The following is an 18507-nucleotide window of genomic DNA, read 5'->3' on the forward strand; positions in this document are numbered from 1 at the left end:
CAACGATATAGTATGGCTTATACAAAATTGGCTCAATGATACAAGAAGGCTGAAGAGTTTGGATACAAAGCCTCCAGAAGCATTAAAAACTCAATTAAAGAGGATCACCAGTAAAAGTTGGGTCTAATTCTATAATTACTCAAATGTTTTTATTGAACACAATAAGAAAGACTCAATATCTACAACTCCTTTCAAAGAAGATCAAGAGATATTTCTGGGTATAGATGAATAATCTTACTTTGTTAAAATAGGAAGAATTTCACTTTCATCAATTCTTGGGAAATTTGTTTCACAGAAAAATCAGATTCATAATACAAACTTTTTTTTTATTTACTTTTCCTTGATGAAAAGTAACAAAAATCAATGGCTCCGGCACTCAGTGACCCATCACGGTTCAAAGGCTAAACAGACTGAACTCGTTCGTACCTCACTCAAACAGCATTCTGTTTTTAACGCCTTTTTCACCTACGGGGCCCCACTTGCGCTGCCGAGGCCAGATATAAAAATCCGTCTCACAATCTTAATCATATTTTTATCAAAAAGTTTTGGGCGGGCTTTGTCAGCCTGCCGTGAGGCGTGTCACAGTTTCTTCAACAAAGCGAAAGCAAGGATCAGGCTGACTTGATTCTTTTGTTTACTTTTCTCATCTAAGGAGAAAAGTAAAAGCCCAGCGGCTCTAGCGAAAGATTTAAAATATAATCCAAAATATATGCTTAATTAGAACGATTCCTGAACCAGACCCAGAAAATGAATGTGATCCATTAAAGATCCATTATGAATGGTATTTTAAATACTTTGACAAGCGAAGCTTCTGCGGAATAACGAAGCCCTCACCGAAGGTAACAAACTCTAGGCTTTCTGATCAACACTTACAAAATGAGAGATCTTAATTTTGCCCTATTTAGAGTCGCGAAGATATATCCTTAAACAAAAGCAATCTAGCTAGCATCTGAATTGAACCCTAAACCTAAATTGATCCTTGATCAATCATCTTAAATAAAAACAGATAAACGCACAAAAGCCTACTAAATAATTAGTAGGCTTTTATATAAGAGTTTATTTAGTCTTACAACGCGTTAACGTGTGAAGCTAATTTTGATTTCAAGTTTGCAGCTTTATTTTTGTGAATTACGTTGATCTTAGCCAACTTATCCAACATAGCATTAACTTTAGGTAGCAACTCAGAAGCAGCTTCCTTATCAGTTGTCGCACGTAAATTTCTTACGGCATTTCTGGCAGTCTTAGCATAGTACTTGTTGTGTACTCTTTTAACTTCAGACTGACGAATTCTTTTAATTGCGGATTGATGATTTGCCATCTCTTTATTGTATCAAATTGTTTAAAACTGTAGTCCGTACGGGAATCGAACCCGTGTTACTAGAATGAAAATCTAGCGTCCTAACCCCTAGACGAACGGACCAAAAAAAATCTCCAAAAAGCAATTAAAGAATTGCAAAACTGTGTAGTCCGTACGGGAATCGAACCCGTGTTACTAGAATGAAAATCTAGCGTCCTAACCCCTAGACGAACGGACCATCAAATTTGGAGCTGCAAAGATAGTTGAAGTTTTGAATAACACAAACACTTTGCAGTTTTTTTTTTGCTTTGGAAAGAAGGTTGAAAACAAGTCTCGTTTATCTCTCAATTGCGATGCAAAGTAAATTATAATTCTTCAATCACACAAGAGGCAAATGCAAAAAAAAGCAAGTTTTTTGCAACAAAAAAGCTAACCCCTTATTCCTGAGGATCTTTTTTTTTAATTCCACTCAACAATTGTTCCTCTTTCCTTGTTCAGATAGGCTAAAGGCATCATTTTACGGATATGTTCTCCCAATAAATTCAATAATTTATTCTTTGAATAATGTCGCGAATAGACCAAACTTACTTCTCGAAGGGGGTGTAAATTTGTAAAAGACTTCACTTGGTTCAATTTTTCTGCCGACATATACTGTGTTGCCAACTCAGGAATTAGTGTAAATCCTCCTTCACGATCGATAATTTTCATCAATGTCTCCAAAGAATTACTCTCAAATTCGAAAGGCAGCTCCTGATGTTGCATACTATGCATCTCACAAAGATTAATAACTTGGTTACGGAAACAGTGTCCATCTCCCAACATCCAAATCTCCGAAGTAGCTATATCCTTAACTTCAACAACCTCTTTTTTTAATATATCATGATCCTTATGAGCGTAAATCATCATCTCTTCAAAAAACAAGGGCTGTTCTTTTATCTTATCATCTCTTAGTGGTGTCACAAAAATACCGACATCTAAAAGATCTTTTTTCAAAGCTGTTACAATATCATCTGATACCATTTCTTCAACTTCAACCTTTACATCTGGATAGTTTCGAATATAGTCACCAATAAACATAGGCAGTAAAAATGGTGCCAAGGTTGGGATGATTCCTATCTTTAAACTTCCCTCTACAGTATTTCTATGATTCTTGACGATCTCATCAATCTTTTTTGACTCTCCTAATATAATTCGAGCTTGCTCAATAATCTGAATACCGACATCTGTGGGAATAATAGGCTGCTTACTCCTATCAAATATGGTAACATCTATAAATTCTTCAAGCTTTTTGATTTGCATACTTAATGTAGGCTGCGTAATAAAACAGCTATCTGCTGCGGTTGCAAAGTGACGGTGTGTATCTACAGCAACTATATATTCAAGTTGAGTTAATGTAACCATATCTAAAAATTTATTATTTATTGATTTCGATTTACAAATATAAACAATATCTATTGCTTTATATACATTATTGATTTGATTGATGTTTAGAACTAATCTATATTTGTATTAAACTATTGTTTCAAGCTTAATTAAGACTGACAACAAGTCTGATTATTAAGTCTGTTAGACGACAACTTCCTATCTGAATCGATATATATATTTTAAGATTCGAATAGTGATTGAATTATATGAAATAACTGCTATACTATTTCATTAATCAGAACAATATGATAGTTTGATAGTTTTTGTTATTTAAGTTTTATTAGATGTTTGGGTTAAAACAGTCAGGAGTTGGGTCTTCTGGCTGTTTTTTTTATTTCAAAAAATTAAAATTCACGTTTTCAACATGTTGTTGAGCAATCATGCTTAAGAGCAGTTTTAAGGCTTAAAAAATATACTACTTTAGCAAGCGAATTTGAAATTTATAAGCTCAATATAAACTGAATAACAATGCAACACGGTATTAAAACAGTATCATTCGAAGAAGCTGCAAAGGTGATTAAGTCAGGTGACAGAGTACACCTTCACTCAGTTGCTCTAGCGCCACACAAGTTCATTAAAGAAATGTGTGACCGAGGTCGTAATGGTGAAATTTACGATGTAACCATCCAACACATTCATACTGAAGGACCAGCTCCATATGCTGAAAAAGAGTTTGAAGGTATTTTCAATCTTGAATCTTTGTTTGTTGGATCTAACGTTCGTAAACAAACTCAGGCTGGATATGCTGATTACATTCCTGTTTTCCTTAGTGAAACTCAGCAACTAATTCGTGAAGGTTATCTAAAAGTAAATGTAACTGTTGTACAAGTAAGTACTCCAGACAAACATGGTTATGTGTCTTTAGGTACTTCAGTAGATTGTTCTCGTGCAGCTGTTGAAATGGCTGATACAGTTGTGGCTATTATCAATCCAAACGTACCTCGTGCTTTTGGTGACGCAATGATGCCATTAAGCACTTTCGATGTTTTCTGTGAAGATGATTCTCCACTTATCGAACATCACAATGCACCATTAACTGAGATAGATATTCAGATTGGTAAAAATGTAGCTAACCTTATTCCTGATGGAGCTTGTCTTCAAATGGGTATTGGTGGTATTCCTAATGCTGTATTAGCACAGCTTGGTAACCACAAAAATCTTGGTGTTCACACTGAAATGTTTGCTGACGGTCTTCTTCCATTGGTTGAAAGCGGTGTTGTAAACGGTATGAACAAGAAACTTGATCAAGGTAAAATCGTTGCTGGTTTCCTTATGGGAACAAAAGAGCTTTACGATTTCGTTGACGATAACCCAGGGGTATTAATGATGGATGTTGCTTACACCAATGGTGTTCACATTATCAAGCAAAACCCAAAAGTTTGTGCAATTAACTCAGCTCTTTCTATCGACCTTACTGGTCAGGTTTGTGCTGACTCAATTGGAACAACTCACTACTCAGGTGTAGGTGGACAGATTGACTTTACGCGTGGAGCTGCTGCTTCAGAAGGTGGAGTACCAATTATTGCGATGCCTTCAGTAACAGGTAGAGGTGTTTCTAAAATTACGCCAACTCTTTTACAAGGATCAGGTGTTGTAACAACTCGTAACAACATGCGTTGGTTTGCTACTGAGCACGGTTGTGTCAACTTATTCGGTAAAACTCTTCAACAAAGAGCAAGAGCAATTATCTCTGTAGCTCATCCTGATTTTAGAGAAGAACTAGACAGAGCTGCTTTCGAAAGATTCGGTTCTCACTACCACTTCGTAAACAAATTAGTGAAGTAATCCTTCACCGATTTCAAAATATAAAAGCTGCTCAAATCGAGCAGCTTTTTTTTATACTTTTTAATTTCAAAGAACTATTTCTTAGATCTTAGAGTATCAATTTGATTCATAAATACTAAGAGTCGCTCATTTGAGATGGGATTTATCCAAAAACCATTCTCTTTAAAATGTGAGCCAATAATAAAGACATCTGCATAATTCCAATATTCTGAGATATTATCGACTGTAATTCCAGAACCAATCAAAATCGGTTTATTCACAGAATCTTTCAAGGCATCCAATTCTCGAATATCCACCGCTTTTCCTGTAGACGATCCTGTAATAATAACACCGTCGCTTAAGAAAAACTCTGCAGCGTGAGCTGTTTCTACAATATCCACGTCTGAGGTAATGGCATGCGAACTGTGTTTCTTTTTAATATCGGTAAAGACTTTTACCTTATCAGCACCAATCATCTTACGATATCGCATCAATTCACCTGCACATGAATCGATATATCCCTCATCGGCTACATGTCCAAAAACAAAGCCTTCTGCTCGAATAAAATCCAGATCAGCTGCTTTTGCTACTGCCAATGCTTCTTTGTTGGCTCCTGCTAAAATTTGAATTCCCAGTGGTAAACATACCGCTTCACGTATTGCTTTTGCGACTACTGTCATCCCAGCTGTAATCTCGGGTCCAACCTGCCCTTTCATATAAGGTACATCGTGCATATTTTCAATAATGATGCCATCGACCTGTGCAGTTTCATATTGCTTAGCCTCTTTTACAGCTAGATCTGCAATCTCCTCCATACTCATTCTATGATTCGGTGTGCCAGGTAAAGCCTGAACGTGAATCATTCCTATTATCATTTTCTTATCTGAAAACTGCATCATTCTTTCTCTATATTATAAAATCAAAATAATAAATGAAAACTTTAGTTAGTGAGCATTAAGATGATAAAAATGTGTCTTGAAAAATTCAATTCATCATCATATTATCAAATTGACTCCTCTTCTTATCATTCAATTATTATTGTCCCAATATTTGGAAAAGTTCATCCAGTTTAGGGGTTAAGATAATTTCAGTACGACGGTTTTTACTTCTACCTTCAGCACTAGCATTGGTTCCAATTGGCAAGTATTTGCTTCTACCCGCAACAGTCATTCTCTGTGGATCAATTCCCTTATTCAAGCTCAAAATTCGTACAATTGAAGTTGCACGCTTCACGCTCAAATCCCAATTATCCTTCAAATCACCACTCCCTTTATAAGGTACATTATCGGTATGTCCCTCAATCACAATATTAATATCTTTATTCGTTGACAAGACCTGAGCCAATTGTTTCAGAGCTTGTGCCCCTCGAACATCAACCGTATAACTTCCGGATTTGAAAAGTAACTTCTCATCCATAGACACATACACTTTACCATTTTTATTAGAAATACTCAGCCCTTTATTATCAAAACCTGTCAAAGCATTCATCACTTTATTCTTCAAGGCAATTACAGCTTCATCTTTCTTAGCAAGCGCTCTTTCCAACTCCAACAGGCGTTTATCTCGACGATTGATCTCAGTCTGCAAATCATCCAACTTCTTCATTCTGCGTTTCAGATCCTGTTCTAAACGCATCACGTCATCTTCACGTAAATTCAAATTATCTTGAGTTTTATGAATCATATCCAATAAAGTAGTACTTTCTCGGGCACTTCCCTTTTGTTGTTTTGCCAATTGTCCCAGCAAACTTTCTTGGTTCTCTTCACAACGCTTTAATTGTGCTTTACTCTTAAGTAAGCGTTCTGCACTTTCGTTAAAAGCTTCTTCAGCTCGATTGTATTTATCTTCTAAAACTTCAAGTTGCCCTTCGAATTCAGCATTACTTTCAGTCAATAAGCGATTGGCATCCTTTAGCTCTTCGTATTTCTTTTGGTTTTCATTAGCTCTAGATTCTAAATTCTGATATTGACGAGCAGGTACACAGGAAAAAAGCACACATCCTGTTACAAGAGCAAATAAAAACTGTTTAATTCTTTTCATATCTTAATTATCAATTAATTAGGAAATCAGTTTCTTCAAATTACAATTTAAAGAAATCTCAGAAACAAAGATATAGAGTCTAAGACTAGCTCACAATACAAATCTTCTTTTTGCTTAAGCATCTTATGTCAGATAAGTAATTCGTAGATCAAGCATTTACTTGACTATTTATACCCTATCCAGAAATAGCTGTGCAGTGGGATTGCTCAATTTTTCCTATCTTCGTCCCCTAAACCATTTTTAAAAATCGGACAAAAATCCGTACAGCAATATACCATAAACTGATTAACAAATGACAAAGTCTGAAAAACCATTATTGGATCAAATTAACTTCCCATCCGACCTAAAAAAGGTTTCGGAAGATGATCTAATTCAAGTTTGTACAGAACTGCGTCAGGAAATCATAGAACAAGTTTCCTGTAACCCAGGTCATTTTGGAGCCAGTCTTGGTGTAGTCGAACTTAGTGTTGCATTACACTACGTTTTGAATACGCCTTACGATAATCTGATATGGGATGTTGGACATCAGGCCTATGGACATAAGATTCTGACGGGTCGAAAAGATCTTTTTCACACTAACAGAAAATATAAGGGTATTAGTGGGTTTCCCAATCGTGGCGAAAGTGAATACGATTCATTTACTGTGGGACACTCCTCTACTTCTATTTCTGCGGCTTTAGGGATGGCTGTTTCAGCACAATTAAGTGGAGAAACAGATAGGAAAACTGTTGCTGTAATTGGAGATGGATCGATGACTGCAGGATTAGCCTTTGAAGGGTTAAACAATGCAGCGACAAACAATGCTGATATATTGGTGATTTTGAATGACAACAATATGGCCATCGACCCGAATGTGGGTGGGATGAGTGAATATTTGTTAGACATTACCACTTCGCAAACATATAATAAGGTAAAAGATGATGTTTGGCGTTTTCTAGGGAAATTTAACCGAGTGAACCCCAATACTCAAAAACTGTTTCAAAAGGTAGAACATGGTATCAAAACCATTCTGTTGAAACAAAGTAATTTATTCGAGGCTTTAAACTTCAGATATTTTGGACCTGTTGATGGACACAATGTAAATCATATGGTTAAAGTATTGAGTGATCTGCAAAAGATTCCCGGACCAAAAATTTTACATTGCATCACTAAAAAAGGAAAAGGCTTTGAACCTGCCGAGTTAAATCAAACTTACTGGCACGCACCAGCTGAATTTAATGCTCAAACTGGTGAAATTCTTAAAAAGAAATCAGATAGCCCGCAAATTCCAAAATTTCAGGAAGTATTTGGTCACACACTAGTTGAATTGGCTGAGAAGAATGAGAAAATTGTTGGAATTACACCTGCAATGCCTACGGGTTCTTCGTTGAATATCATGATGGAGAAAATGCCTGACAGAGCTTTTGATGTGGGAATTGCTGAGCAGCATGCCGTTACATTCTCTGGAGGATTGGCAGCTAAAGGTAAAATACCTTTCTGTGCCATTTACTCATCATTTATGCAACGTGCCTTCGACCAGGTTATTCATGATGTTGCTTTGCAACATGTTGATGTGGTATTCTGTTTAGACAGAGGAGGTCTAGTTGGTGCTGATGGTGCAACGCATCATGGCGTATACGATTTATCTTTCTTACGTTGTATCCCTGGTATGACCCTATCATCTCCATTGAATGAGGAAGAATTACGCAACCTGATGTACACAGCTCAGTTGGGTGGCAAAGGTGCTTTTTCTATCCGCTACCCTAGAGGTACTGGCCGTAAATTGAATTGGAGAACGCCATTCAAAGAAATTGAAATTGGTAAGGGACAGAAATTAAAAGATGGAAAAGATTTAGCTATACTTTCTATCGGCCCAATTGGTATGCAAGCAAGTGATGCTATCGAGGAATTAGAAAAAGAAGGGCACTCAATTGCGCATTACGATATGCGTTTTCTGAAACCTATCGATCAAGAATTGCTTCACGAAGTATTCAAAAATCATCAGAAAATCATCACTATTGAAGATGGCTCCATTATTGGCGGTTTAGGATCAGCTGTTATGGAATTTATGAGTGATAATGACTATGCCTCTAAAATTAAACGCTTAGGCGTTCCTGATAGATGGGTTGAACATGGTACACAAGAAGAATTGTATCGAGAATGTGGCTTTGATAAAGAAGGTATCATAGTAGCAAGTAAAGAACTCCTTAGCTAGAGTCAATTCAAAACAAAATATAAAAAGCACCACATAGAGCATGTGGTGCTTTTATTTTATCCCTTCAAGAGAGATTTATATTAGCGTAAGTAAGAGTTCAGCATCCAAAGCGTTTTTTCTGTTTGAGAAATATAATCACTCATCAAACTAACCGTTCCTTCATCCTCAGCATCGCCAGCCAAACTTAGTATTTCGCGCTCCTTAAGAATTAATAATGAAAAATTCTTCACCACAAATTCTACGCCTTCAACTCCATTTATGATCCCTTTGGCTTCTTTTAATTCCGATATCTTAAGATAATCTGAGAAAGTATGCAATGGTTCACCTTCAAGTGTCAAAATTCTTTCTGCTATTTCGTCTACCTTAATCACTGCATCATTGTATAACTCTTCAAATTTTAAATGTAATTCAAAGAATTCACGTCCTTTAATATTCCAATGAAGTCCTCTCAAATTCTGATAAAACATTTGGTAATTTGCTAATAAGTCGTTTAATTTTGCACTTAATATTTTTGCTTTTTCTTGATCTATTCCTATTAGATTTTTCATCATATTTTGTTTTTATTCGTGATAGGCAAAAGCCTAATTCTGTTTATTTTATAAATGCTGATTCAACTTTAATAACACATCGAAATCAACACCACAAAAGTGCAAACAAAATCAATATAGATCAAATCGATTGTTTTTATATTTCCATAGACAATCACTATTCCGCATCTCAACCAACCATTAACAGGACGATTGTTCTACTACTCAAAAAAAAAATAAAATTCGAAGAAGTTCACGGGTTTATAAAAATCACTTATATATCTCTTAGCACGTCATCGTTTCCGCTCAAAAAATCTATATTTAAGTTAGGGTGGATCACTACGATAGAATAAAATTCACTACTTTTGCGCCCTTGTAAACAAAAATTTTTGACGAGATAAAGTATGGTAGAATTTTTTAAGCGGAAAGCCGCAAATTCAAAAGATGATATTCTTTCAGGTTTAACAGTGGCCTTAGCACTTGTTCCAGAAGCTGTAGCATTTTCCTTTGTTGCAGGTGTCGACCCACTAGTTGGTCTTTACGCAGCTTTCATGATTGGTTTAATCACATCAGTTTTTGGTGGTCGTCCAGGAATGATTTCAGGAGCTACTGGTGCACTAGCCGTAGTTATGGTCAGCCTTGTAAAAGATGGTAACCAAATGGGACTTGATATGTTAGAACCTATTCAAAACATGGGTTTAAATTATTTATTCGCAACCGTCGTTCTAGCTGGAGTTCTTCAGTTTTTAGCAGGTATCTTCAAATTTGGTAAATTCGTTAGACTTATTCCTCATCCTGTAATGATGGGTTTTGTGAATGGTTTGGCCATTGTAATTTTCATGTCACAACTAGGCATGTTTACTCAGAAAATAGATGGAGAATCTGTTTGGTTAGTAGGCAGTGCTTTATATACTATGGTTGGATTGGTTGGATTAACCATGGCTATCATGTACCTATTACCTAAAATTACAACTAAAGTTCCTGCAGCTTTAGCTGCTATCCTGACTGTTTCAGCTATTGCCATTTTTGGTGGATTAGATGCTAGCACAGTAGGTTCATTTATTCACGATGGTGGAGGTGCTGGACTAAAAGGTGGTTTACCGACCTTCCAATCTCAGCTATTCACAATGGTTCCTTTGAATTTAGAGACAATCAAATTCATCTTACCATATGCCTCAATTATTGCTGCTATCGGATTGATCGAATCTCTAATGACTCTTAATCTTCTTGATGAAATTACTGAAACTCGTGGAAACGGAAACCGCGAATGTATGGCTCAGGGTGCTGCAAATATTGTTACAGGTTTCTTCGGCGGTATGGGTGGATGTGCCATGATTGGTCAATCACTTATCAACGTAAAATCTGGTGGTCGTGGTCGCTTATCTGGCGTTATCGCTGCATTAACACTATTAGCATTTATTCTTTTTGCTTCTCCACTTATCGAGCAGGTACCTATTGCCGCTTTAGTTGGTGTGATGTTTATGGTTGTAATCGGAACTTTTGCATGGGCCACCTTTGGAATCATGAATAAGATTCCTCGTACTGATGCCTTTGTTATTATACTTGTAACAGGTTTAACAGTTATGTTCGACCTTGCTATTGCAGTATTAGCTGGTGTTATTGTATCGGCTTTAGTGTTTGCTTGGCAGGATGCTAAACGTATTCGTGCACGTAAATCTGTAAGAGAAGATGGCACAAAAGTATATGAAATATGGGGTCCCCTATTCTTTGGATCAATAACCACTTTTAGTTCGAAATTCGATGTTCATGGCGATCCTGAGAATGTTGAAATTGATTTCATGGAATCGAGAGTTGCTGACCATTCGGGAATTGAAGCGATCAGTAATTTAGTAGATAAGTATGAAAATGTTGGGAAAAGTATTAAATTGAAGCATCTTAGTGCGGACTGTATCACACTATTGCAACGTGCAGATTCTCGTTTCAATGCTGTTATCATTCGCGATATTGACGATCCTCGTTACTATGTTGTTACAGATAAAGTGAAGATAGGATAAAGACTTTTTTTTTCTCTGGGGTGAAAGTCGCAGAGTTTTTTTCACCTCTCCAACGCTTGTTGGAGAGGTGTTTTTTTTTGATATAATCTGAATTAAATCTTGAGCATTTCTTGAACAATTGGACGTAATCCACTAAAGAAGAATTCTACTGCAATTACCATCACGATTAATCCCATTAAACGCATTAGTATCTTGTTTCCCGTATCTCCTAAGAACTTTATAATTCGGGTTGAACTCCATAAAATGATATAAGTCAAAAGACAAGTAAGAAAAATCGCACCAACTAAAATCATCTTTGATTCAAAACTACCTGCCTCTTCCATCAAAACAATACCATTGGTGATAGCACCCGGACCGCATATCAAAGGAATAGCAAGTGGTGTAATAGATACATCATTCACATATTCGGTAATTTCACTATCACTAACCTTGATTTTACTCAATCTGGCCTGAAGCATATCTTGCCCCATGATAAAGAAAATAACCCCACCTACTATCTTAAGACTGTTAACAGATATTCCGAAAAATTGAAATAACAACTGTCCTGAGAAGGCAAATGCAACAAGGGTGAAAAACGAAACTATAGTCGCTTTTCTAGCTGTTTTTTTTCTCTGCTCGGCATTCAAATCACCCGTAATCGTCATGAAAATTGGCATCACGCCAAGCGGATTAATCAGTGTAAAAAACGAAGTGACTGCTAAGAGTCCAAAAGTCCAATATTCATTCATGTTTTAAAATTCAATTTATTTCAAGCCTAGTTTCTTCGCTATATCTAGAGGAATAGCATCTTTGTGCATCAATACTGATACGCTTTTGTATTGTACGAATGGTTTCGATGCATAGAAATAGCCATCATGTGAATTCAAATCGGTTCCCCATGAATTTTTCACCAAGTAATATTTGCTTCCATTCTGATCTTTTGCAGTTCCAACAATATGCATCATATGATCTTCTGTCGATTCATAATTATCGAATGCTACCTGACGCATTTCCTGTGTGATTACTTTTTCCTTAACAGGATATTCAGTTCCATAAGCCGACTTCTGACCTTTACTCATATTTTGCCACTTTGAAATCTCAGAATCAGCCATATTTTTTGATTCCGTTTCAGGAACAACTGCAACACCTTTTCTGAAAGCAAATCCTTTTTCACTCACATCGCTTCCCCAAGCAATACTGTAGCCCATCTCAATTGCATGATCAACAACTTGCATCATTTCATCCATTGGTACATTCAAGACCTCACCTAATGACCAGTTATCTGCACCTTCGAAAATAAAACTCTCGTAAAAAGGGTGATGCGTATATGACGTAATTGTTACGTAATCATCCATATTCAAACCCAAGTCTGATGTGAATGATTTTGTATTGAATTCTTTTCCTTTATACATGAATGATTCAGGAATTTCACCCAAGTAGGCATCAAGTACGCCATCTAAACCTTTCATCCAAACAGACGATATTTTCTTATTTTTATTCTTTACAACTGCGTCTACATAGGCTTTTAAAATAGCATCCATTTCCCCGTGAACCGGAAGGATTTCATCAAATGTATTTCCAGTATAGGCCTCCTGCGGAAGAATACCGAATTGCTTAATCACATTTAAGGCATCCCAACCTTCAGCTCCTGCCGAAAAGCTCTTCATCCCATGAAAACGTACATAATCCTTAGCCCTTAGGTGATAATTTCTATTCACAATAAACATTTCAGAAAGATTGAATTCACCTTTTCCCATTCGAATCAGTTCTGACTCTAGAAAAGAACTCATGGCATAAGCCCAACAGGTTCCGGATCGATGCTGGTCTTTTACCTCCGTGGCTTTCAGTTGCTTTTCAATAGTAAATTGATAGCTTTTCTTTTCTTCTTTTTTCTTTGCAAATGATGATGAAACAGATCCCAAAATCAAAAGTAGAGCGATTATAATTTTAGTATTCATTTTAAATAAAAATTTTGGTTGTATAAATATGCATAAGTATTGGTAATACAATTCTTTGCTTGTATTTTTGAAGATCAAAATACAAAACTAATGATTATTGACATCATAGTTTCATATTAATTCAGAAGGAAAAAAGTAAACATCAATACACTAATAAAACAAACAAATGAACAAACTAGCATCCCTGGCCTTAATCGCCATTTTTAGTTTAGGATTTACAGCTTGCAAAGACAAACAATGTTGTAAAAAAGAAACCGTATCTCCTCTTCAAGAAAAAGTAAATGCTTATGCCGAAGTTGAACTGACAACTGACGTTTCTTTACTTACTGAAAAGGAAAAACAAATGCTTCCTATCATGATCGAAGTAGCAGAGATTATGGAAGAAATCTTCTGGAAAGATGCTGTTGGAGACAAAACAGAATTCCTTTCTAAGTTAAAAGATCCTGCTGCTATTGCTTATGCAAAAATCAATTATGGCCCTTGGGACAGACTTGATAACCAAGCTTCTTTTATTGACACTTATGGCAAAAAGCCAGCTGGTGCAAACTTCTATCCAGCAGATATGACTGCTGAGGAGTTTGATGCAATTAAAGATGAGTTAAAGACTAGTACTTATTCTGTAGTTCGTCGTGATGAGAATGGCAAATTAGTTGTTCTTCCTTACCACGTAGCTTACAAAGTTGAGACTGAAAAAGCATCTACTTTATTACTTAAGGCTGCTGAACTTGCTGAAGATGCAGGTTTAAAAAATTATTTAGAGTTACGTGCTGCGGCCTTGCTTACTGATGACTATTTAGCTTCGGATATGGCTTGGATGGACATGCAAGACAATACGATTGACTTTGTTGTTGGTCCTATCGAAACTTATGAAGATGCTCTTTACGGTTACAAGGCTTCTCATTCTGCTCAAATTTTAGTTAAGGATAAGGTTTGGTCTAAGACTCTATCTCGTTTTGGTGCTCTTCTTCCTCGTTTACAAGAAAGTCTTCCAGTTCCTGCCAAGTACAAAGCTGAAAAAGCGAATGCTAATGCAGATATGAACGCTTATGACGTAATTTATTACGGTGGTGACTGTAACGCAGGTAGCAAGAATATTGCGATTAACCTACCAAACGACCCAAGAGTACATCTTGCAAAAGGTAGCCGTAAACTTCAGTTGAAGAATGCAATGCAAGCTAAATTCGATAAGATTTTGGTTCCTATTTCGAATTTACTAATGGACGAAAGCCAGCGTAAGCACGTTAAATTTGACGCTTTCTTCGAGAACACAATGTTCCATGAAGTTGCTCACGGTTTAGGTATCAAATACACACTTGCTGACCAAAACTTAACTGTTCGTAAAGCCCTTAAGGATGCTTATACTTCTATCGAAGAAGGTAAAGCTGATATTTTAGGTCTTTATATGGTGACTAAGCTTGCTGAGTGGGGCGAGATCAAAGACAAAGACCTAATGGATAACTACGTTACCTTTATGGCTAGTACATTCCGTTCTGTTCGTTTTGGAGCTTCAAGTGCTCACGGTAAAGCTAACATGATTCGTTTCTACCATTTCGAAGAAACAGGAGCTTTTACTCGTGACGAAGCAACTGGAACTTACAAAGTTGATTTCGAGAAGATGAAAGCTGCAATGATCTCTATGGGTGAAATGTTGATGGTTCTTCAAGGAGACGCTAATTACGAAGGTGCTAAGAAATTGATCGCTGAAAAAGGTAACATCGGCGAATCGCTTCAAGCTGACCTGGATCGTGTAAACGAGGCTGGTATTCCTAAGGATATCGTTTACAAACAAGGTATGAAAGTACTAGGTTTGTAATTCTAAAAAAAAATATACAAAAGCGGCTACATCTTAGGAAGTAGCCGCTTTTTAAATAGTCGATATCTTAAAATATTAAGCTTTTGTATTCACCATCCAAATTGAAAAAACATTCAAATAGTTCCAAAATGAAATAACGAGTTCTTCTGGTGCATCCAGCTTAGGTAGAATTTCTCTATAAGCATCCAACCAAACAATACGAGCTTGTGGTGTTATTTTGAAATGAGCATGGCGACTCACTAGCTTAGGACTTCCCTGATTTTGATTAAAATAATCGGGTCCACCTAAAGCCTGAATAAAAAAATCAGAAGATCGAAGCTTTGCCGCTTCAAATTCCTTATCCCAACGTGGGAACATTTCACCGATCTCACTCGTGCGTAGAATGTCGTAATGATCACTTACCAGCTTTCTTACACCAGCTTCTCCTATACAATCTAACAATCTGATATCGGGACGAGTAACTTGCGGACGTCCTTCACCCTCAGGAACAGGTGCTATTTCAAATTTCATATCTAATATTTTCATCTAACTGCCACAATTAATCCAGAAGTTCATATTCTGAAAAGGGTTGTTTAAATATTTGTTTTCCAAATTCTATACAAATTAAATACTTTCAAGTCTTAAATTAGCATTTTATGACTAAGATTTTTAATCTGCTTATTTTTTTATAGATTTAAAAGATCAAAAACTTACAATATAAACAAGTCTTCTTGTTTAAAAATGACATAAAATGGATGCAAGCAAAGTTGATTTATTCCTAATGACCAATGCTAAATATTTTGAAAGTTATCAAATATCTACAATCAAAAATATGATTCAGGATTTAGATGATGATAAATTTATAGTGTTACAAACTTTGAGCCTTAAAGATCCTACAGTAGCTCTTATTCTTTCTCTTTTGAATCTTATTGCTCCATTCTCTTTCGATCGTTTTTTTATTGGTGATATTGGTTTAGGTATCATTAAATTACTAACCTGCGGTGGATTTTTTATTTGGATTATTGTTGATTGGTTTATTATTATGGAACGAACTCGTCAGGTCAACTTCGAAAAGCTACAACAAGCATTGTTATATAATGCCTAAGAAACAATTATACCCGTTCGTTGCTCTACTCTCAGTTTTAGCTTACGGCTGGCTTATATACAATTCCTTCTTTCTTAACACAAGCGAAGAAGGAATTACTATTTGTTGGTTTAAGACCATAAGTGGTCTACCATGTCCAGCATGTGGATCAACATCCGGAATTATAGAAATTTTTAAAGGTCATTTTCACAAAGCTTTCCAATATAATCCTTTTGCATACAGCTCTCTACTCATCTTAATAATAGCCTCATTGTGGGTTAGCTATGATATCGTCTTAAAAAAGGATGGCTTCTATAAGTTTTACCTAACAGTTAATGAAAAGCTAAAAAAAAAGAGAATAATCATACCGATTATCCTCCTGTTTCTTATTATCTGGATTTGGAATATCTACAAGACTATTCAGTAGTTTCCCAAAAATTAATTCATAATATTTCGAGGTTTTCCTTCAAGCCAAAGCTTAATATTATCCATCACAATATCGATACGCTTATCGAATGATTCGTGACTTGCAAATGCCAAATGCGGTAACATAATTAGGTTTGGTGCCGTCAATAAGATATGTTCTTTCTCCAATGGTGGCTCTTTTTCGTAAACATCAACAGCTGCCCCAGCTATTTCACCATCTTCTAGCGCTTTGCAAAGTGCCTGACTATCTACAACTGGCCCTCTGGCCGTATTAATAAGTATAGCTGTCTCTTTCATCGCCTTAAATTCTTCAGCCCCTATCATTCCTTTTGTCTCATTTGTTAAAGGTGTATGCAGTGAGATAATATCTGCTTGTTTCAAAAGTGTAGACATGTCAACAAATTCAACACCCTCAACCTCTTTTCTTGTTCGACTATATGCCAATACTCGGCAATTAAACACCTTAGCGATTTCTGCTACTCGAAGACCAATTTCTCCAGCACCAATAATCCCTAGACATTTTCCATTAAGCTCAGTACCTAAAAAAGTGCCACGATTACCTCCAAAACGCGTGATCGCATCGCCACCTACAATTTTTCTGTACAAGGATAAAATCATTCCCAGAGTCAATTCTGCTACCGATTCTGTCGAAAATCCTGCTGCATTACTAACTAATATATCTCTATCATTACAAGCCAGCATATCGATATGATCAACACCTGTAAAAGCAACAGAAATCATAGACAAATTAGGACAGCTAGCTATAAAATTAGCCGAAAGTGGAATATTACTCACGACGATAGCGTCAGCCCCCTCGGCACGTTTGATTAATTCTTCTTCATTTTCATTTCGATCAGAGAAAAAAATAAGTTCATGCCCTAGCGCCTCAAAATCTTGTTTCAGTTGATTGAATTTGCATGCACTAATTCCAATAGGTTCTAGAATAGAGATCTTCATTTTTGTAATAGATATAAGAATGGTAAAAGCCCGTTAATTGTTATTTATCACATTAAAAGTGATTTATCCTCAATATTTCTTAAATTTAATATGATCTAAAGCCAAGAAATATGTCTTCAAAAATAGAAATTATAAAGGAACTGCTGAACAATTTCTGCAACGAAGTCTTAAAAAGTCATGAATATGCTCAAATTTGTCTAAAAGTATTGAATCAACTTGAGCAGCATCCAAACAAACCACTGACTAAAGGTAAAGAAAACATATGGGCAGCCAGCATAGTACATACTGTCGGTTCAATTAATTTTTTGTTCTATTCATCATCAAAACCTAACATTAACTATACTGAATTCAATAGGCACTTTGAAACAAACCCAAAGACAATAGAAATCAAATCTTTACAAATTCAAGACTTACTACTATTAAGCTCTTATAGTGAAGAATATCTAATTAAATCAGGGCTTTCTGAGAATCCAATAGATAAAATAAAGGAAGTCATCATTAAAAAATTTGGAGTTTCCGAAGCTGAGATCGAAGAGATACTAAAGCAAGCTGGACACCCGGATTGCCCGATTATCCCAAAATCTGATTATAGTGCCATAACTATCATTCCTAAACAAAAGTTTTGGGATTGGGTTGCAACACAAACCAATATAGACAATCTATCTCCTAATATAAAAACGGATTTTAATATCTATCTGGTTCCTGATATTGAATTGGAGTCAAATCTTGAAATAGAGCTACACGAGAATTTCCAAGAAATATTTAAAATTGAACTGACAAGATATATCAATATCGATTCTGAATTTCCAGAGATAAATTTCATGGAGTTCTTACAATGGTTCGATATACAAAGTTCATCTCATGTTATGGATCTTACTGGAGAATTACTGAATGAATTTGATGACGAGGATTTTTTTGATGATGATCTTGGCCCTAAAGACAAGAATAAACCACCTGGTTTCACACTGAATTGATTCATCATTTTCATCATCTTCCAGGCTGATCTTAACATATCAGCACCAACACTTAAAATCAGTTCCAACTAAGCT

16 protein-coding genes and 2 tRNA genes are annotated in these 18507 nt (G+C 36.0%); 7 read left to right on the top strand and 11 right to left on the bottom strand.

Annotated features, from left to right (window positions below):
* Positions 1-1066 precede the first annotated feature (1066 nt).
* From rpsT to ACXR6G_RS03710, 4 genes are all read right to left on the bottom strand, one after another.
* A complete protein-coding gene (gene rpsT / locus ACXR6G_RS03695; protein WP_458360052.1) occupies positions 1067-1318 on the bottom strand; it encodes a 30S ribosomal protein S20 in 252 nt (83 codons plus the stop codon).
* 30 nt (positions 1319-1348) lie between these two features.
* Positions 1349-1420: transfer RNA gene (locus ACXR6G_RS03700), tRNA-Glu, on the bottom strand.
* Positions 1421-1463: 43 nt separating this feature from the next.
* Positions 1464-1535, bottom strand: a tRNA-Glu gene (locus ACXR6G_RS03705).
* 221 nt (positions 1536-1756) lie between these two features.
* Positions 1757-2698 carry a hydrogen peroxide-inducible genes activator gene (locus tag ACXR6G_RS03710; protein ID WP_458360053.1) on the bottom strand — a complete coding sequence of 314 codons (942 nt, stop codon included), beginning with the start codon at positions 2696-2698 and terminating at the stop codon, positions 1757-1759.
* 492 nt (positions 2699-3190) lie between these two features.
* Here ACXR6G_RS03710 and ACXR6G_RS03715 point away from each other — a divergent pair, with 492 nt between their 5' ends.
* Positions 3191-4507, top strand: coding sequence for an acetyl-CoA hydrolase/transferase family protein (locus tag ACXR6G_RS03715; protein WP_458360054.1), 1317 nt, complete (start codon positions 3191-3193; stop codon positions 4505-4507).
* A 74-nt stretch (positions 4508-4581) separates the two neighbouring features.
* On the opposite strand, the gene ACXR6G_RS03720 is transcribed toward ACXR6G_RS03715, so the two are convergent.
* Entirely contained in the window at positions 4582-5385 is an 804-nt protein-coding gene (locus ACXR6G_RS03720) for a BtpA/SgcQ family protein (RefSeq protein ID WP_458360055.1), read from the bottom strand.
* Positions 5386-5521: 136 nt separating this feature from the next.
* Positions 5522-6526 carry an OmpA family protein gene (locus tag ACXR6G_RS03725; protein ID WP_458360056.1) on the bottom strand — a complete coding sequence of 335 codons (1005 nt, stop codon included), beginning with the start codon at positions 6524-6526 and terminating at the stop codon, positions 5522-5524.
* A gap of 292 nt (positions 6527-6818) precedes the next feature.
* Between ACXR6G_RS03725 and dxs the strand changes: the two genes are divergently transcribed.
* Complete coding sequence (dxs, locus tag ACXR6G_RS03730) at positions 6819-8720, top strand: 1-deoxy-D-xylulose-5-phosphate synthase (RefSeq protein ID WP_458360057.1); 1902 nt, start codon at positions 6819-6821, stop codon at positions 8718-8720.
* Between the two features lie 80 nt (positions 8721-8800).
* Here dxs and ACXR6G_RS03735 read toward each other — a convergent pair whose 3' ends face one another.
* Positions 8801-9268: a Dps family protein gene (locus ACXR6G_RS03735; RefSeq protein WP_458360058.1), complete on the bottom strand. Its 468-nt coding sequence runs from the start codon at positions 9266-9268 to the stop codon at positions 8801-8803.
* Positions 9269-9651: 383 nt separating this feature from the next.
* Between ACXR6G_RS03735 and ACXR6G_RS03740 the strand changes: the two genes are divergently transcribed.
* Positions 9652-11262 (top strand): SulP family inorganic anion transporter, encoded by a 1611-nt coding sequence (locus ACXR6G_RS03740; RefSeq protein WP_458360059.1) that lies wholly within the window; start codon positions 9652-9654, stop codon positions 11260-11262.
* Positions 11263-11354: 92 nt separating this feature from the next.
* Here ACXR6G_RS03740 and ACXR6G_RS03745 read toward each other — a convergent pair whose 3' ends face one another.
* On the bottom strand, positions 11355-11990 hold the full coding sequence (locus ACXR6G_RS03745; protein WP_458360060.1) for a MarC family protein: 636 nt from the start codon (positions 11988-11990) through the stop codon (positions 11355-11357).
* A 15-nt stretch (positions 11991-12005) separates the two neighbouring features.
* Positions 12006-13199: an aminopeptidase C gene (locus tag ACXR6G_RS03750; protein WP_458360061.1), complete on the bottom strand. Its 1194-nt coding sequence runs from the start codon at positions 13197-13199 to the stop codon at positions 12006-12008.
* Positions 13200-13365: 166 nt separating this feature from the next.
* Here ACXR6G_RS03750 and ACXR6G_RS03755 point away from each other — a divergent pair, with 166 nt between their 5' ends.
* Positions 13366-15012, top strand: a complete 1647-nt coding sequence (locus tag ACXR6G_RS03755) for a dipeptidyl-peptidase 3 family protein (protein ID WP_458360062.1) — start codon at positions 13366-13368, stop codon at positions 15010-15012.
* A gap of 75 nt (positions 15013-15087) precedes the next feature.
* On the opposite strand, the gene ACXR6G_RS03760 is transcribed toward ACXR6G_RS03755, so the two are convergent.
* A complete protein-coding gene (locus ACXR6G_RS03760) occupies positions 15088-15522 on the bottom strand; it encodes a globin domain-containing protein (protein ID WP_458360063.1) in 435 nt (144 codons plus the stop codon).
* Positions 15523-15742: 220 nt separating this feature from the next.
* Between ACXR6G_RS03760 and ACXR6G_RS03765 the strand changes: the two genes are divergently transcribed.
* Positions 15743-16096: a TM2 domain-containing protein gene (locus ACXR6G_RS03765; RefSeq protein WP_458360064.1), complete on the top strand. Its 354-nt coding sequence runs from the start codon at positions 15743-15745 to the stop codon at positions 16094-16096.
* Positions 16089-16502 (top strand): DUF2752 domain-containing protein, encoded by a 414-nt coding sequence (locus ACXR6G_RS03770; RefSeq protein WP_458360065.1) that lies wholly within the window; start codon positions 16089-16091, stop codon positions 16500-16502. The genes ACXR6G_RS03765 and ACXR6G_RS03770 overlap by 8 nt, the downstream gene beginning before the upstream one ends.
* Positions 16503-16513: 11 nt before the next feature.
* Here the strand turns inward: ACXR6G_RS03770 and ACXR6G_RS03775 are convergent, their stop codons facing one another.
* Positions 16514-17458 carry an NAD(P)-dependent oxidoreductase gene (locus tag ACXR6G_RS03775; RefSeq protein WP_458360066.1) on the bottom strand — a complete coding sequence of 315 codons (945 nt, stop codon included), beginning with the start codon at positions 17456-17458 and terminating at the stop codon, positions 16514-16516.
* 110 nt (positions 17459-17568) lie between these two features.
* Here ACXR6G_RS03775 and ACXR6G_RS03780 point away from each other — a divergent pair, with 110 nt between their 5' ends.
* Positions 17569-18432: a DUF6398 domain-containing protein gene (locus tag ACXR6G_RS03780; protein WP_458360067.1), complete on the top strand. Its 864-nt coding sequence runs from the start codon at positions 17569-17571 to the stop codon at positions 18430-18432.
* Positions 18433-18507: the final 75 nt, after the last annotated feature.

This window comes from Ancylomarina sp. YFZ004, from assembly GCF_054254355.1.

Coding starts and splice junctions, on each gene's coding strand:
- ACXR6G_RS03770 (WP_458360065.1), top strand. CDS start 16,089: ATGCCTAAGAAACAATTATACCCGTTCGTTGCTCTACTCTCAGTTTTA.
- ACXR6G_RS03745 (WP_458360060.1), bottom strand. CDS start 11,990: ATGAATGAATATTGGACTTTTGGACTCTTAGCAGTCACTTCGTTTTTT.
- ACXR6G_RS03760 (WP_458360063.1), bottom strand. CDS start 15,522: ATGAAATTTGAAATAGCACCTGTTCCTGAGGGTGAAGGACGTCCGCAA.
- ACXR6G_RS03755 (WP_458360062.1), top strand. CDS start 13,366: ATGAACAAACTAGCATCCCTGGCCTTAATCGCCATTTTTAGTTTAGGA.
- dxs (WP_458360057.1), top strand. CDS start 6,819: ATGACAAAGTCTGAAAAACCATTATTGGATCAAATTAACTTCCCATCC.
- rpsT (WP_458360052.1), bottom strand. CDS start 1,318: ATGGCAAATCATCAATCCGCAATTAAAAGAATTCGTCAGTCTGAAGTT.
- ACXR6G_RS03720 (WP_458360055.1), bottom strand. CDS start 5,385: ATGATGCAGTTTTCAGATAAGAAAATGATAATAGGAATGATTCACGTT.
- ACXR6G_RS03715 (WP_458360054.1), top strand. CDS start 3,191: ATGCAACACGGTATTAAAACAGTATCATTCGAAGAAGCTGCAAAGGTG.
- ACXR6G_RS03740 (WP_458360059.1), top strand. CDS start 9,652: ATGGTAGAATTTTTTAAGCGGAAAGCCGCAAATTCAAAAGATGATATT.
- ACXR6G_RS03725 (WP_458360056.1), bottom strand. CDS start 6,526: ATGAAAAGAATTAAACAGTTTTTATTTGCTCTTGTAACAGGATGTGTG.
- ACXR6G_RS03765 (WP_458360064.1), top strand. CDS start 15,743: ATGGATGCAAGCAAAGTTGATTTATTCCTAATGACCAATGCTAAATAT.
- ACXR6G_RS03775 (WP_458360066.1), bottom strand. CDS start 17,458: ATGAAGATCTCTATTCTAGAACCTATTGGAATTAGTGCATGCAAATTC.
- ACXR6G_RS03780 (WP_458360067.1), top strand. CDS start 17,569: ATGTCTTCAAAAATAGAAATTATAAAGGAACTGCTGAACAATTTCTGC.
- ACXR6G_RS03735 (WP_458360058.1), bottom strand. CDS start 9,268: ATGAAAAATCTAATAGGAATAGATCAAGAAAAAGCAAAAATATTAAGT.
- ACXR6G_RS03710 (WP_458360053.1), bottom strand. CDS start 2,698: ATGGTTACATTAACTCAACTTGAATATATAGTTGCTGTAGATACACAC.
- ACXR6G_RS03750 (WP_458360061.1), bottom strand. CDS start 13,199: ATGAATACTAAAATTATAATCGCTCTACTTTTGATTTTGGGATCTGTT.